The organism is Facklamia sp. P12932 (assembly GCF_050409545.1).
Classification (GTDB): Bacteria; Bacillota; Bacilli; order Lactobacillales; family Aerococcaceae; genus Facklamia.
Window position 1 is genome coordinate 19423 of record NZ_JBNUPG010000001.1, and the last position, 14698, is coordinate 34120.

Annotated in this window: 13 protein-coding genes and 1 riboswitch; of the genes, 10 read left to right on the forward strand and 3 right to left on the reverse strand. The window is 35.0% G+C overall.

Annotation, left to right across the window (positions count from 1 at the left end):
* Position 1: 1 nt before the first annotated feature.
* The 10 genes from ACQV2P_RS00100 to ccpA all read left to right on the forward strand — a co-directional run bounded on the left by ACQV2P_RS00100 (position 2) and on the right by ccpA (position 9505).
* A complete protein-coding gene (locus ACQV2P_RS00100) occupies positions 2 to 1750 on the forward strand; it encodes a hypothetical protein (RefSeq protein WP_428892030.1) in 1749 nt (582 codons plus the stop codon).
* A 26-nt stretch (positions 1751 to 1776) separates the two neighbouring features.
* On the forward strand, positions 1777 to 2685 hold the full coding sequence (locus ACQV2P_RS00105) for an ABC transporter ATP-binding protein (protein WP_428872967.1): 909 nt from the start codon (positions 1777 to 1779) through the stop codon (positions 2683 to 2685).
* A complete protein-coding gene (locus ACQV2P_RS00110; protein ID WP_428872969.1) occupies positions 2678 to 4021 on the forward strand; it encodes an ABC transporter permease in 1344 nt (447 codons plus the stop codon). The genes ACQV2P_RS00105 and ACQV2P_RS00110 overlap by 8 nt, the downstream gene beginning before the upstream one ends.
* A 137-nt stretch (positions 4022 to 4158) precedes the next feature.
* Positions 4159 to 5001, forward strand: coding sequence for a glutamate racemase (gene racE / locus ACQV2P_RS00115; protein WP_428872971.1), 843 nt, complete (start codon positions 4159 to 4161; stop codon positions 4999 to 5001).
* The gene (locus tag ACQV2P_RS00120) at positions 4982 to 5578 is read left to right on the forward strand and encodes an XTP/dITP diphosphatase (protein WP_428894450.1); all 597 of its coding nucleotides are present in this window, start codon (positions 4982 to 4984) and stop codon (positions 5576 to 5578) included. Before racE ends, ACQV2P_RS00120 begins: the two co-directional genes overlap by 20 nt.
* A gap of 2 nt (positions 5579 to 5580) precedes the next feature.
* Positions 5581 to 6108: a metallophosphoesterase gene (locus ACQV2P_RS00125; RefSeq protein WP_428894451.1), complete on the forward strand. Its 528-nt coding sequence runs from the start codon at positions 5581 to 5583 to the stop codon at positions 6106 to 6108.
* A complete protein-coding gene (cbpB, locus tag ACQV2P_RS00130; protein ID WP_428874651.1) occupies positions 6105 to 6617 on the forward strand; it encodes a cyclic-di-AMP-binding protein CbpB in 513 nt (170 codons plus the stop codon). Before ACQV2P_RS00125 ends, cbpB begins: the two co-directional genes overlap by 4 nt.
* 82 nt (positions 6618 to 6699) lie before the next feature.
* Positions 6700 to 7254, forward strand: coding sequence for a DUF948 domain-containing protein (locus tag ACQV2P_RS00135; protein WP_428872979.1), 555 nt, complete (start codon positions 6700 to 6702; stop codon positions 7252 to 7254).
* Between the two features lies 1 nt (position 7255).
* Entirely contained in the window at positions 7256 to 7690 is a 435-nt protein-coding gene (locus ACQV2P_RS00140; RefSeq protein WP_428872980.1) for a YtxH domain-containing protein, read from the forward strand.
* Positions 7691 to 8500: 810 nt separating this feature from the next.
* Positions 8501 to 9505, forward strand: a complete 1005-nt coding sequence (ccpA, locus tag ACQV2P_RS00145) for a catabolite control protein A (protein WP_428872981.1) — start codon at positions 8501 to 8503, stop codon at positions 9503 to 9505.
* Positions 9506 to 9570: 65 nt separating this feature from the next.
* Here ccpA and ACQV2P_RS00150 read toward each other — a convergent pair whose 3' ends face one another.
* From ACQV2P_RS00150 to ACQV2P_RS00160, 3 genes are all read right to left on the reverse strand, one after another.
* Positions 9571 to 12660 (reverse strand): transglycosylase domain-containing protein, encoded by a 3090-nt coding sequence (locus tag ACQV2P_RS00150; protein WP_428885084.1) that lies wholly within the window; start codon positions 12658 to 12660, stop codon positions 9571 to 9573.
* Between the two features lie 26 nt (positions 12661 to 12686).
* Positions 12687 to 13658, reverse strand: coding sequence for a rhodanese-related sulfurtransferase (locus tag ACQV2P_RS00155; protein WP_428874653.1), 972 nt, complete (start codon positions 13656 to 13658; stop codon positions 12687 to 12689).
* Between the two features lie 279 nt (positions 13659 to 13937).
* Positions 13938 to 14495: a folate family ECF transporter S component gene (locus ACQV2P_RS00160; protein ID WP_428872986.1), complete on the reverse strand. Its 558-nt coding sequence runs from the start codon at positions 14493 to 14495 to the stop codon at positions 13938 to 13940.
* Between the two features lie 49 nt (positions 14496 to 14544).
* A riboswitch (THF riboswitch) is annotated at positions 14545 to 14642 on the reverse strand.
* Positions 14643 to 14698: the final 56 nt, after the last annotated feature.

Sequence of the window (14698 nt, forward strand, 5' to 3'; positions counted from 1 at the left end):
ATTGATTATTAAAGATGTGACACCTGAAAAAACGATTAATAAAAAAGCCAACAAGCGTTCATTTAATCCAAACTATTTGTATGTATTATTAGCATTGGCTATCTTTGTTTATTATTATCTCACACTACCACCTATCCATTACGCTTCTTATCAAAGCTGGTTTTTTCTTCTATTAATTGTGGCCGGTGTTTTTGCCATCGAATTGATTAAAGATTCCAATCAGTGGTTCAAGCAGATCAAGAATAATCCTAATCAAGTTACTGAGATTAAATTCGGCAAATTGCCAAAGAAATACCGCTTGTTCTATTGGCCGGTTGTTATTGTCTTATTAGTAGGATTAATTGGGAAGTTTGTTTTTTCTCCTTTCTTTATGGCAAAAGATTATGGTCAAATGATCTCACCAGTCAATAAAGATTTCGAGACCACTTTTCCTGAAGTTAATATTGATAATGTGCCATTAGTGGATCGAGATACAGCAGTGCGCCTTGGAGATCGCTATTTAGGAGCTTTAACTGAGCTTGTTTCTCAATTTGAAGTATCGGATGAATATACCCAAATCAATATTGAAGCAGAACCCTACCGGGTAACTCCCTTGAAGTATGCAGGACTGTTTAAGTGGTTAAACAACTTTTCAGAAGGAATCCCACATTATCTTCAAGTTGATAATGTTACTGGAAAAGTGGAAGTAAAAACACCTGAAAAACCGATTAGATATTCTTATTCAGATCATTTCGGTCGGAATATTTCTAGACATTTAAGATTCAATTATCCATTCAGTATTTTTGAAAGCCCTGACTTTGAAATCGATGATGAGGGCAATCCTTATTATATAGCTACTAGCTATGGACGAAATTTCTTTCTTAATGAGCCAGAACCTAATGGATTAATTATTGTTAATGCGATGACAGGAGAACACCAAAAATACTCCATGGATGAGATCCCATCTTGGGTAGACCGCGTTTATTCTGCTGACTTAATCATGCACCAGTTAGACCAAAACGGTAAATATAAAAATGGTTTTTGGAACTCAGTTTTTGCCAAAGAAGGCGTAACAGAAACCTCCAAAGGTTATAATTATCTACCAATGAATGATGATATTTACCTCTATACTGGTATCACTTCTGTTGTATCAGATGAATCAAACATTGGCTTTGTATTAGTTAATCTAAGAACCAAAGAAGCTACTATGTACAATTTATCTGCTGCCGAAGAGTTCTCTGCTATGGCTTCAGCTGAAGGGTCTGTTCAAGAAAAAGGATATATTGCAACATTCCCTCTCTTGATTAACTTACAAGGCAATCCTATGTATATTTTAACTTTAAAAGACTCTTCCGGTCTTATTAAAAATTATAGCTTAGTAGATGTTCAAGATTATCAGAAAGTCTACATTGCTAGCAATATGACTCAGCTTATCCAAAAGTATGGGGAAGATAATCCTGTGGTTTTAGAGGCAATCAATGAGGACACATTAGAAAAAGTAACCGGAAAAGTTGAAAAAATCCAAGCTGTTATAAAAGAGGGGGAAACTTTCTATTATTTCATGTTAGATGGTAATGTTTATCAAGTGCCTGCAAAATTGAATGATTACCTACCATTTGTAGAAGAAGGACAAACAATCACGCTTAAATTAGATGATCGATCAAACATTCATTTAGTCGATTTGACGGAAATATTTGGCGACAAAGCGGCTCAAGAAGAAGTGATTCCAACCAGTGAAGATACTGATCCGCTGCTAGACAATGTGGAATAATCATAAAAAGTTAAGAGGAGGATATAATGTTAGAAGTAAAAAACCTATCCAAGAAATTTGGTAGTTTTCAAGCTGTAAAGAATGTTTCTTTTGACATTGAATCGGGAACGATTATGGGATTTATTGGTCCAAATGGATCAGGGAAAACAACTGTTTTTCGAATGATTTTAGATTTCTTAAATCCTGAACCTGGGGGACTAGTTACTTGGAATCAAAAGCCGATTAATAATCAATTATATGATTTAGTTGGTTACTTACCAGAAGAACGTGGTCTTTATGAAAAGATGACTATTGAAGAACAAATTGTCTATTTCGCTAGCCTTAGAGGAATGAAATACCTTGATATTATCACTCAAATAGATGAATGGATGGATAAATTTGCCGTAAAAGGTAAACGAAAAGATAAGATTAATACGCTTTCTAAAGGAAACCAGCAAAAAATACAATTGATTGCTACATTAATCCATCGACCTAAATTAGTTATTTTAGATGAGCCATTCTCTGGCCTAGATCCAGTCAATGCTGACCTTTTAAAACAAGGCATCTTAGAATTAAAAGAAGGTGGATCGAGCATTATCTTTTCTAGTCATAATATGGAAAATGTGTCACAAATATGTGATAAGTTAGCCATGATTCTTGATGGTGAGCAAGTTCTTTACGGTTCGATTAATGAAGTTAGAGAACAGTTTGGACGTATTCGTATTTATATTGAAAGTAAAAAGTGGAATGAAGCTAGCCTGCTAGAAATTGAAGGGGTAGATTCGGTAGTTCGTACCAGCCCTGATCATTACACCTTAAATCTTAGCGATGAATCATTTGGTCCTAGCATCTTCCAAACAATCACTCAAGGACAATTTATCCCAATGTTCTCTCAACAACCACCGACCTTAGAGGAAATATTTAAGTTGAAAGTAGGTGACCGAATTCATGAATAAAATGTGGCTTGTAGCAAAAGAGGTTTATCGGAAAAATGTGAAGTCTTGGGCTTTTTTCTGGATGATAGCAGGCCCCATTATTATGGGGTTGGTTATTTTAGCAATCGGTTATTTTATTTATCTTGATCAATCCAGCTCTTCAGTCGGCAATGTTGGAATTGTATCTGAAAATGCAGAGATTAATCAATTGATTGCTGCAATAGAAGATGAAAATGACTACCAATTTGACTTAAATGAAAAGCAAGCTGAAGAAGCCTTATTTGCAGAAGAAATTGATGGTTATTTAGTTGTTGAAGGCGAAAATGTAGATCTTAATGCTAAGTTCTATCGCCATAATTCAGGCAAGAATATTGCCACTTATAATATCGAAGAAGTACTTTCAGAATATCGCATTCAAAAACAAGCAGAAGCATTTAATTTAAAACAAGAAGAAGTGAATCAATTAAAAGATAGTGCTGTTGACATTGAAACTATTCGCATCCAACCAGACGATGATGGCGCTGTTACAGAGGTTTCAGAAAATGATCCAGTAACTGCCGCTAAAATTGGAGTGGCTTATGTAGTGTGTTTTGTGGTTTTAATGTTTATTATGAGTTACGTATCCATAGTCTCTCAAGAAATTGCGGCAGAGAAGGGCTCTAAAATCATGGAAATTATTCTCTCCAGTATCACCGCTACCCAGCATTTTTTAGGTAAGCTGATTGGAGTGGGCTTGGTAATTCTTACTCAATTAGTCATATATGGTATACTAGGAGTTATTATTTCCTATGTATCCGGCTTAGTATTAGCCCAATTTTTTGTAAACTCATCTGAAAATATGGAAAATATTCAAGCTGGCACACAAGCCATGAGCGAAAGTTTTGATCCGGCCATAATCAGCGATTATATTTCACAAGCTAGACCGGTGATATTATATGGAATATTGTTTGCTGTTATAGGAATGGCAATTTATTCAATACTTGCAGCTTTCTTAGGTTCATTAGTTTCTAAAACTGAAGACGTCAATAAAATGATCACCCCAATCACCTTATTAGCAGTAGCAGGCTTTTATATTGCCTTATACGGTATGCAGTCACCTAACTCAGCCATTGTTCGTTTAGGCTCTTATTTCCCATTATTTACGCCTTTTATTATGCCTTTCCGTTTGGCTAATGACACAGTTGCCACTAGTGAAATATGGTTATCGGTATTAGTTGCGATTGTTTTCTTAGCCTTATCGATTTGGTTATCGGTTGTGTTCTATAAATCAAATGTTCTAGTTTATAGTGAAAAAGGATTAATTGGTAGTTTTAAAAAGTCCTTTGCTATATGGAAAAACGAGAAAAAAGTTAATTAATTTTAAAACAAGGCCTTGCAAACAACTTCAGTAGGTTGTTAATTAAGGGCCTTGTTTTTTAGTAAATAACAAGATGACTTCCATTCTTTTTTTGCATAGATATGTTAAAATAATAATTGTGAAGTGAGGAGAATTTTATGAAAGACTTACCCATCGGTTTTATTGATTCTGGATTCGGCGGATTAACAGTTGTTAAACAGAGTTTAAAACAACTTCCTAATGAATCCGTTCTTTTTATTGGTGATAATGCTCGTTGTCCATATGGTCCGCGTCCGTTAAATGAAGTTAAGAAGTATATTTGGCAACTCAGCAATTTCTTGCGTGAAAAAGGCATTAAAATGCTTGTGATTGCTTGTAATACTGGGACTGCTGCAGCTTTAGAAGATTTGAAGCGAACTTTACCCATACCTGTTGTTGGCGTAATTGAACCCGGTAGTCGAGCTGCCATTATCCAAACTAATAATAAAAAAATCGGTGTGATTGGAACAATCGGAACTATTCAGAGTAAAATTTATGAAAAAACGATTATCAATAAAAAAAATGATGTGGTCGTAGAAGGACTTGCATGTCCGTCTTTTGTTGAAATGGTAGAGACTGGCCAAATTTATAGTAGCCAAGCTAAAGAAAAAGTGTCGCAAGAACTTTCCCCGCTATTAAAAAAAGAAATTGACACATTAGTACTTGGTTGTACCCACTATCCAATCATGCGCGGTTTAATTCAAGAAGTAGTTGGTCCTAAGGTTCATCTGATTGATTCAGGAGTTGAAACAATTAATGATGTTAGTATGCTGTTGGATTATTTTAACTTAAGTCGAACAGCAAATGATGCCTTACAACAATCTCCTACACAAACTTTCTATACAACAGGAGACATCGAACACTTTGATCGAATGGCTAGCGACTGGCTAGCTCGAAAAGATCTTGATGTCAGAAAATGTGAAATTAAAGGAGAAGTAATTTATGAAACTGATTATAGCTAGTCATAATCCAGGAAAAATAGCAGAGTTTAAAGCTCTTTTTGAAGCTTTTGATTTACAAGTTCAATCTTTGCTTGATTATCCTGAAATTCCAGAAGTAGAAGAAACAGGTACAACATTTGAGGAGAATGCACGTTTAAAAGCAGAAACAATCGCTAAGGAAATGAACTGCTTAGCCCTATCAGATGATTCAGGCTTATGTGTTCCAGCACTGAATAATGAGCCGGGTGTCTATTCGGCTCGCTATGCTGGAGAAGAAAAAAATGACGAAAGAAACCGTTTGAAACTTTTAGAAAATTTGAAAGAATTTAACGGTGATCAACGAAAAGCCTATTTCACAACCGTTATCGTATTAGCAGATCCACAAAAAGATTCATTAGTTGTTGAAGGTAATGTAGAAGGAATCATTACCAAAGAGCCTATCGGTGAGGGTGGCTTTGGTTATGATTCACTATTTTACTATCCTCAAGATCAACAAACCTTTGCTCAAATCTCTGCGGAACGCAAGAACCAAATTTCTCACAGAGGCCAAGCAGTGGAGAAGTTAAAAGGAAAACTAAATGATTGGTTGGAGGGATAGAGATGAAATTGTTAGTATTAAGTGACAATCATGGAAATTACTCTATTGTAAAAAACATCATTCAGCAGTTTAGGGATAAAGTAGATTATATTATTCATTGTGGTGATTCAGAATTTTCATTTGATGATCCTATTTGGCAGGCTGTCGATGTTAAAGTAGCAGGAAATATGGATTTTTCTCCAGGCTATCCATCTAGCGAAATTTTATCGACCCCTAAGGGAAAAATTTTGATTACTCATGGCCATTTGTATCAAGTAAATCAAGGAAACATTAATCTTTTAGAATTAGCTTTACAAAAGAATGCCAAATATGTTTTCCACGGCCATACACATCGCCTATATGCTGAAATGAAGCGAGGAATCTTATTTATGAACCCTGGTTCCATTGCAAAAGCAAGGGGCGAAATTCAAGAAAAAACATTTTCTATAGTTGAAATTTCCGATGACTTTATTAAGGTTAATTATTATAATTCACATGCAATACAGTTAGAAGATTTGTCTTATTATTTTAAACTAGATGGAGCTGATTGATCTTGATAGATCCTAACTTATCAAAAAATATTGTTGAAAATCTAAAAGAAGTTATTATCCCGGCTGATAATGTAGTCTATCTTTATGACTTTAATTCATTAATTCACGGCTTATTAGTCCTTAATCAAGTCGACTATTCGATGATTCCTGTGGTCAATCAAAATGGTCAAATAGTGGGCTTAGTAAGTATTAACATGATTGTTAAAGAAGCTATTACTTTAGAAGACATAGACTTTGACAACCTTAATTATAAATTAATTAAGCATTTAGACTTAAGGAAACCAGAATTTATAACAATGAACGAAAAGCTCGAATCAATTTTGCATAAACTGGTAGATAATAATTTTTTATGTGTGGTTGAAAACCATATAGAAAAGAAATTCATTGGTATTATTACTCGAAATATGATTTTAAAACGAATAAATGCTTTCTTGCATCGTACAAGTTTAAAAGAGTTAAGGGTTTCAAACTTCCAACAAGGGCGTGAGAAAAAATTAATAAATAAATAGCTCATTTCTAAGCCCTTATCTTTGAGTTAAATGCGCTTTCATGATATATTTAAGCTAGTAACTTAGCAAAGGAGGATTAGATATGACAATTGGTCAAATTGCAGCCATGATTGCAGCTTTAGCCTTTGCAATTCTCGTTGTATTCTTATCGATGACCTTGATGAAAATTGGTGAAATTCTGACAAATCTGAAGGAAACGGTGAGCAAATTAAATAATACCATTGATGTGGTGACTAAAGATGTTGACCATCTATCAATTGAGGTAGAAGGTTTACTGAACAAGTCAAATACACTTGTAGATGATTTAAATGCTAAATTAGGAAAAACCGATCCGTTATTTACTGCTATCGGTGATGTCGGAACATCTGTTTCTGAATTAAATGACTCGACTAAAGAAATGACATCGAACTTTGTTTCAAATATGCTTAAGAAAAACAAGAAAAAATCACCAATTGATTCAATTCAAAAAGCATCGCGAATGGTAAATCGTTTCAAAGTGAAGCCACAAGCCAAAAATTCAGAGATTTTGGCTAAGGATCCAGCTAAACAGGAAAAGAGAAGCTTAGATTCCTTTATTCAAGGAAAACCTTCTAAAACAGCTGGTGAGATTTCAATTAATTTAAAGGAGGCAAAATAATATGAAAAATAATGATGGATTTTTAGCGGGAGCTTTATTAGGCGCTCTTATTGGAGGGGCAGCTGCTCTTTTATATGCTCCTAAATCAGGTAGAGAGTTACGTGAAGATTTAAATGAAGAATTAGATTATTGGATTGATCGGGCTAATGATTATACAGACTATGCCGTGGAAAGAGGTGTAGAGATGTATGACGCAGCTTCTGATGCGAGTGAAGATTTCCGTGTAAATCTTAAAACTTCAGCTGATCATATTAAACGTTCTGCTGAAGAATTAAAGAAAGAAGCAAGCAAAGAATGGGATCATGTAAAAGAAGACCTCAGTCAATCTAAAGACATCTTGAGTGCCAAAATTGAAGATATTGAAGTTGATACAAAAGAAGAACTAAAAGATGTGAAAAAAGAAGTCGAGAAGCAAACAGATGAACTACTAAAATAAATTTAGAGGCTGGACAAAAGGCCTCTTCACCCGCTACATAAAACGCAGCGAGCTTAGAATGGAAAGGTGTTTTTCGTTCTAAGCTCGCTGCTTTGCATATTTGCTTGATTATTGGCCATTAATACCAGTCTTACAATAGTCTTCACCTTATCTCTAAGGCGAAGAAGGAGCTTAAATTTGTCTTTACATGATCGAATACAGACTCTACAGCAATTCTTCGTTGACTGTAGAGTGTCTTTCCTTCGTCAGATAAGAGCTTGGCTCGTTCGTTAAACTTGAGTGATTCATAAGACGGTTTGTAGTAGATTGCTTTTTGAGGTGCCGTGTCTGTCTCCTTCGGTCGGTAAACATCGCTCGTACTTTCATAATCATTGCGTATTTTAAAAATCTTGAATGCTATTAATAATAACTACTTCCTTTAAGCAGTATGATGGTCTGTCATTGCGCTCGATTCGGCGATTCCCATAAATTAAAAGCTCCGATGATGTTTCTTCGTTTCTTCTTTCTCGAATAGATTATATCTGATAAGGTGCTTATTCCCATGGTAGGTTAATTAAGTTAAATTTTCCTCACTGCCATATTTGGTGTCACCGACCATCCAAAAAGTTGAAGGGTAAACTGCTCTACAAATGAAATCAGTGTTAACCTATCTTTTGGTTTGGAGAAGACAGCAAACACCCTCTAATGAGCGAGTTCATTATTTATGAAAAAACTGTGAAAACTTGAGAATAAAGCTAGAAAACGCTTGCACTATCTGTCTGCTTATGTTAAATTCAAAGAGTAAATTAAAAATTTGAAAGAAGGGTAGGCATGGAAAAGCAAACAATTACAATATATGATGTAGCTCGTGAAGCTGGCGTATCAATGGCCACCGTATCTCGAGTTGTAAATGGTAATCCAAATGTAAAGCCAAGTACTAGAAAAAAAGTCTCAGAAGTTATAGAACGTTTAGATTATAGACCTAATGCTGTAGCAAGAGGACTAGCCAGTAAAAAAACAACCACAGTAGGCGTTATTATTCCTAACATTACTAATATCTTCTTTTCGGCATTGGCACGCGGAATTGATGATATAGCAGCTATGTACAAATATGACATTATTTTAGCAAATGCCGACGAAAGTGTCGACAAAGAAATTAATGTTTTTAATAATTTATTAGCTAAACAAGTAGATGGTATTATCTATATGGGTTATAATGTCGGCGAAGAACTTAAGTCATTAATTAAAACTTCAAGAACACCTGTAGTTATTGCGGGTATGATTAGTGAAGATCCTGATCTCTATACAGTATCAATTGATATTCGATTAGCAATAGAAGAAATGACAGATTTCTTACTTCAAAAGGGTAACAGACCAGCTATTATCACCGATTCAGAAAAGTATTATGTCAATCGAGTGCATCGGATTCCTGGTTATAAATCAGCATTGGCTAAGCATAATATAGCGGTAGATGAAGATTTGATTATCCAAAGTGACTTTACTGATGATGAAGGAGATATAATTGTAGATCAATTATTAGCTGCTAAAGCTACCGGAGTTATCGCTACTAAAGATTTCTTAGCAGTAGCCATTTTAAATGCCCTAACTGATCGAAATATTAAAGTACCTGAAGACTTTCAAGTACTTACTAGTAAAAACTCAGTCCTTACAAAATATTCGCGTCCTCAACTATCATCTTTACAATATCCTTTATATGATGTTGGAGCGGTAGCAATGCGCTTGCTAACGAAAATTATGAATGATGAGGGTATCGAGCAGCGTCAAATCATTCTTCCCCATAAATTAGTACACCGTGGTTCAACACTGAGTGAATAAAAACATTAAAAAGCTATGAGATTTTAACTCATAGCTTTTTATTATAGAGCCTTTATTTTGCAAAATTATTCATAATATACTTCTTCAGTAACAGTCTCGCTATTTTCTGGTTGCGCCGGTATTAGATTACCATTTTCATCTGTGCTTTCAGAACGAGACTCATCATCCTCATCCGTTGTTTCTTCAGCAGAGGTCGTTGATGTTGTCTTTTCCTCAATAGATTCCATATAAGCATTCCAAAAACGTGCAGTATCTTGATCACTAGCGTTAAACATGAAGTTATAAGAGAGTGGAGCAGCAGGATTTGAATTTTTAAACAAATCTTGTTTAATAGGGCCATTTAGACTAGCAATTCGGTTATTATAGGTAATGTTTCCAGGTAAAGTTCCTGTCATTGCTACAATATTTTGGCTAACAACAGAAGCGGGTTGTGCAAAGACTTCATTAGATCCAAAAATATCAGGTCGAACTCTGAATAAGGCGTTGGCGATATTAGCCCAGTATATTTGTGAACGAACCGATTCATTGCCAAGTCCATCATCTGGGTTAACAAAGTATTCATAATATTGTGAATCATAGCCAGCCCATGTACCAATGGTAACAGAAGGAGTAGAGGCAATAAACCATAGATCTTTAGCATTCTCACTAGTTCCGGATTTGGCAATCCAGTCTCCTGGAACTTGCAGATTAGCTTTGGCATATTGTCCTGAACCGAATTCGGTTGTATCCCTTAAAATATCTACCATTAAGTAGTTTGTATCCTCACTAAATACTTTTTGTGGCTCTACTTCTTGTTCAAATACAGTATTTCCAAATGAATCGACAATCTTACTGATAATATGCCCTTGAATATAATAACCATTATTGGCAAAAGTTGAAAAAGCAGATGTTTGTTCAAAAACAGTCGGTCCGGTATTCACTCCACCAATGGAAAAGGCTAGGTTGTATGTTTCTTCTTGATCATATGCAAAGCCATCTTTAAAGCCCATGAGTTCAAGATAATCATAGACTGGTACGTTTTGCTGTATAAGCCCTTGATAAATTCGAATAGTTGGTAAATTCAGTGACTTAGCTAATGATTCTCTGACAGAGATAAACTTATTAGAAATTGATTCGCCGTAGTTGGTCGGTTTCCACTCAGTTCCATCGGGATAAGTTTCTACAAATGGTGTATCGGGTACAATTGTGGCAGGAGCAATAAGATTATTCTCAATTGCTGGTGCATAGACTGCAAGTGGTTTGATGGTTGAACCAGGAGAGCGGCGAGTGGCAAAGGCATGGTCAATTTGATTATTATCATAATCGGTCCCAGCCACAAAGCCCAGTACTTTTCCACTAGTGTTTTCAATCACCACAACACCAGTTTGAATATTTTCAACATAATAGATTTCTTCACCGGTACTAGGATCTGTATAAACCCCATCATAGCTTACTCCTAATGAGTCTACGTTTTCTTTAGCAGTTTCTTGTAATTGATCATAAATTTCTTTATCAATAGTTGAATATACTTTGTAGCCCCCGGTACGCAGCTGGTTTTCTGCTTCAGAATAATATTGATTATACCATTCAATGTCTTGTAAAACATCGCTCATCTGATTTCCATCGTCATTGACATTAATTTCCATTAATTTCTTAATGGCTTCATTCATGACGGTTTGATACAGGTAGGATTGGCGTTCGATTGGACGATTTTCAGGTTTAATAAAATCTTTACTAATATCATAATCAATCGCAGTTTCGTATTCTTCTTTAGTAATAGCCTTGTTACGATACATACTGAATAGCACAGCTTTCATTCGATTGATACCAGGATTGAAATCCTCTCTAAGTGAACTGTTATAGTTATAAGGAGTATAGCTATAAGGATCTTGAGGCAAACCAACTAAAAAGGCAGCTTGAGCTAAATTAACTTCATTTGGTTCTTTGCCAAAAATGCCTTCAGAAGCTTCACGAATTCCCGCAATATTATCTCCTTCATTATTACGGCCAAAAGGAGAAACATTGAGATAAGCGTTTAATATTTCGTCTTTGGTAAAATATTTTTCAACTCTTAAGGCCAAGAGAATTTCGTTAGCCTTTCTAAAGAAAGTAACATCATTTGTTAATAACTGCTGCTTAACTAATTGCTGAGTTAATGTTGATCCTCCAGTACCAGACCCGGTAATAAGCGTTTGAAGCACTGCTCTAAGTGTTGATTTAGGGTTAACACCGTAATGCTCATAAAAAGCTTGATCTTCAATGGAAATTAAACCTTCTTTAATATAGGGTGAAATATCTTCTAAATTAGTAACAGATCTAACGACGTCCGATCTTATATCAGCAATAAGGTCGCCAGAGTCATAATATAAACTAGATTGTTGTTCGACTTGATTAATAGCTTCAGCCATCTCTTGTTTACTTGGTGGAGTCGTATCAGATACTAATGAAGTGAAGTAGCCTAATCCAACACCTGATAAGAGAAAGCCAAAAAGAAGACCCACAACTACAAAGTAGATGAATAGACGTCTAAATACATTAAAGATAATCGAAAGGACTAAGGAAATTTTTGAAAACCGGTCAAGACCTTCCAAAGATAGTTGACTACGCACTTCTTTTTTTCTTTTTCTTCTTTTATCAAGGTAAGTCTGAAAAAGATTTTTATCCGTTGAGTGGTTGTCACTTTCACTTTCAGTTTTTTGATTTGACTTCTGTTGAGGTCTGTTTGATTCTATAGCGTCTCGACTGAACTTACTAGAATTATTACTGCTAGTATGATTAATAGTCTTATTTTCTAGCTTTAAATCAGTGTCAGTTTCAGTTTTTTTAATAACTTTCTTCTCTGAGCGATCTTTTTTAATCGATTTATTGTGTAAATTGCTTACTGACTCACCTATAGGAGTTTCTTTTTTGACTTTAAGCGATTGATAATGATTAGAAGAAAACTGTCTTCTATCCTCATTTGACTGAGGAATAGCCTTATCAAAATTATTAAAGCTCTTATTTTCAAGTTCACTAATTCTTTTCAATCTTCTTGCTCGAGCTTCTTCGCTATTAACATAGTTAGAAGATTTCTGGTTGATTAATCTTTGCCGCCTTTGATTGAGATTTGGCTTACTATCTTTTAAATGATGACCCTCCAAAGGTGGCAGATGATTCTTGCTTTCTTTATTAGTCATTTCATTATCCCCTTTATCGGCTTAAATTATGCAGAATGTGTTTTACTTAAGCTTTCTCCAATTGCATTTAATCTTTCTTCCCATTCTTCTGTGGAAAAGTTATGTTCAGCGACATAGCGGTTTCGAGGATGACGACGACAGGCCTCACTACATCCACGTAAATACTTATCTTCATTTGCTTTAGAAGTCAATATTTGTTCATTACATTCTGGGTTTGCACAATTTACGTATCTTTCACATGGTGTTCCATCAAAATAATCTTTTCCGACTACTGTAGGATTTACTTGATTAACTGGGACAGCAATGCGTTCATCGAAAACATACATCTTACCTTCCCAAAGCTCACCTTTAGTTTCAGGGTCTTTTCCATAAGTATCAATACCACCATGTAATTGCCCAACATCTTTAAAACCTTCTTTAAGTAACCAACCTGAGAATTTCTCGCAGCGGATACCACCTGTGCAATAGACAACAACGCGTTTGTCCATAAATTTTTCTTTGTTTTCTTTCACCCAGTCAGGAAGTTCACGGAAATTACGAATTTCAGGACGGATCGCACCCTTAAAATGACCTAAATCATACTCATAGTCATTACGAGTGTCAAGAACAACTGTATCCTTGTCAAGTAGAGCATCTTTAAATTCTTTAGGGGATAGATATTGTCCTGTAATTTCATGTGGATCAATATCATCATCTAAGTTTAAAGCTACAATTTCTTCACGCGTTCTCACAGACATCTTTTTATGCGCATAATCATCAGCAAGATCTTGTTTAAACCATAAATCTTCAAAACCTTCTAGTGAATGAACATAGTCCATATACTTTTGTGTTTGATCTAGGGTGCCTGAAACGGTTCCGTTTATTCCTTCTTCACCGACTAATACGCGCCCCTTTAAACCGATACGACGGCAAAACTCTAAGTGTTCTTTGGCAAATAACTCAGGGTCTTCAATTCTTTGATATTTGTAATATAACAATACACGATAATTTTTCTTCATAGTATACCTCCTGTAGTTGCAAGCTACATTTATTTTCATATCTTCATATTATACGTAAATATAGTAAATGTCACAAGTTTTTACAATTTTTAATCTGATTGTTAAATAAGTTTACTAGTATTTTTTGATTTTTTGAGTGAAGTTTATAATATTTAGTACAGTAAATTTTCGTTAATAAAAAGGGCAGAAGCTTAAACTTCTGCCCTTTTTATTAATTTTATAAGATAATTCATAAATAGTAAGTAGTGCGTTACCTACCTAAAAGAGCTACCATAAAGTTTAAAATTGGAATTTTTTGATTAAACGATCAATTACAGGCAATTTTAGGATAATCACTAAAATAATTGTGTTCAATGGAAGAGAGACAGCGTTTTTAGCGATACGAATTGGCATGAATGCTGCCCAAGCTTTACCTTGCATCATTTTAATCCATAGAGATCCAAATCCTAAGTTTACAATAAAGGTTACTAAAACAACTGCTATAAGAATATTTTTCCAATTACGTTCTTTACGCCACAAAAACCAACCATAAATGAAACCAGCTAAACCGGCACTAAAGGTATAACCGAAGAAGAAGCTATAGCCATTTAGAAGAGCAGTGATAATGTCATTAGCTACCGATATAACGATAGCCCACCATGGACCAATTATAGCGCTGGAAATAGCAGTACCAATAAAGCCAACTCCAATTTGGGCAATTTCACCTACTCTAAACGCTGGTATATAAGCTAACATAATACGAAACGCTAATAATAAAGCCATGGTAGTTAATTGTAGGGTGGTTAGTTTTCCTTTATTACCATATGAAATAATACGACGGGAATCAGGTTTTTGCATAAAAAATACGCTCCTTTTTTTGACAAGAGAGCGCTACAAATAATATTAATGCAGCGAATGCAAAGATAGTATCGCAAGAATAAATTCTTTTCGTTTGTTGGCCACATCCCATCCAACAACACTTGACGTTCTATCTTTTACTCTGTCTAATGATATACATCAGTGTAACTTACTTTCAAAGAAATTGGAAGGGAAAATCGTTT

Bases quoted from the DNA above. Each gene is read 5' to 3' on its own strand.
- ACQV2P_RS00105 (WP_428872967.1), top strand. From the start codon at position 1,777: ATGTTAGAAGTAAAAAACCTATCCAAGAAATTTGGTAGTTTTCAAGCT.
- ACQV2P_RS00110 (WP_428872969.1), top strand. From the start codon at position 2,678: ATGAATAAAATGTGGCTTGTAGCAAAAGAGGTTTATCGGAAAAATGTG.
- racE (WP_428872971.1), top strand. From the start codon at position 4,159: ATGAAAGACTTACCCATCGGTTTTATTGATTCTGGATTCGGCGGATTA.
- ACQV2P_RS00120 (WP_428894450.1), top strand. From the start codon at position 4,982: ATGAAACTGATTATAGCTAGTCATAATCCAGGAAAAATAGCAGAGTTT.
- ACQV2P_RS00125 (WP_428894451.1), top strand. From the start codon at position 5,581: ATGAAATTGTTAGTATTAAGTGACAATCATGGAAATTACTCTATTGTA.
- ACQV2P_RS00135 (WP_428872979.1), top strand. From the start codon at position 6,700: ATGACAATTGGTCAAATTGCAGCCATGATTGCAGCTTTAGCCTTTGCA.
- ACQV2P_RS00140 (WP_428872980.1), top strand. From the start codon at position 7,256: ATGAAAAATAATGATGGATTTTTAGCGGGAGCTTTATTAGGCGCTCTT.
- ccpA (WP_428872981.1), top strand. From the start codon at position 8,501: ATGGAAAAGCAAACAATTACAATATATGATGTAGCTCGTGAAGCTGGC.
- ACQV2P_RS00150 (WP_428885084.1), bottom strand. From the start codon at position 12,660: ATGACTAATAAAGAAAGCAAGAATCATCTGCCACCTTTGGAGGGTCAT.
- ACQV2P_RS00155 (WP_428874653.1), bottom strand. From the start codon at position 13,658: ATGAAGAAAAATTATCGTGTATTGTTATATTACAAATATCAAAGAATT.
- ACQV2P_RS00160 (WP_428872986.1), bottom strand. From the start codon at position 14,495: ATGCAAAAACCTGATTCCCGTCGTATTATTTCATATGGTAATAAAGGA.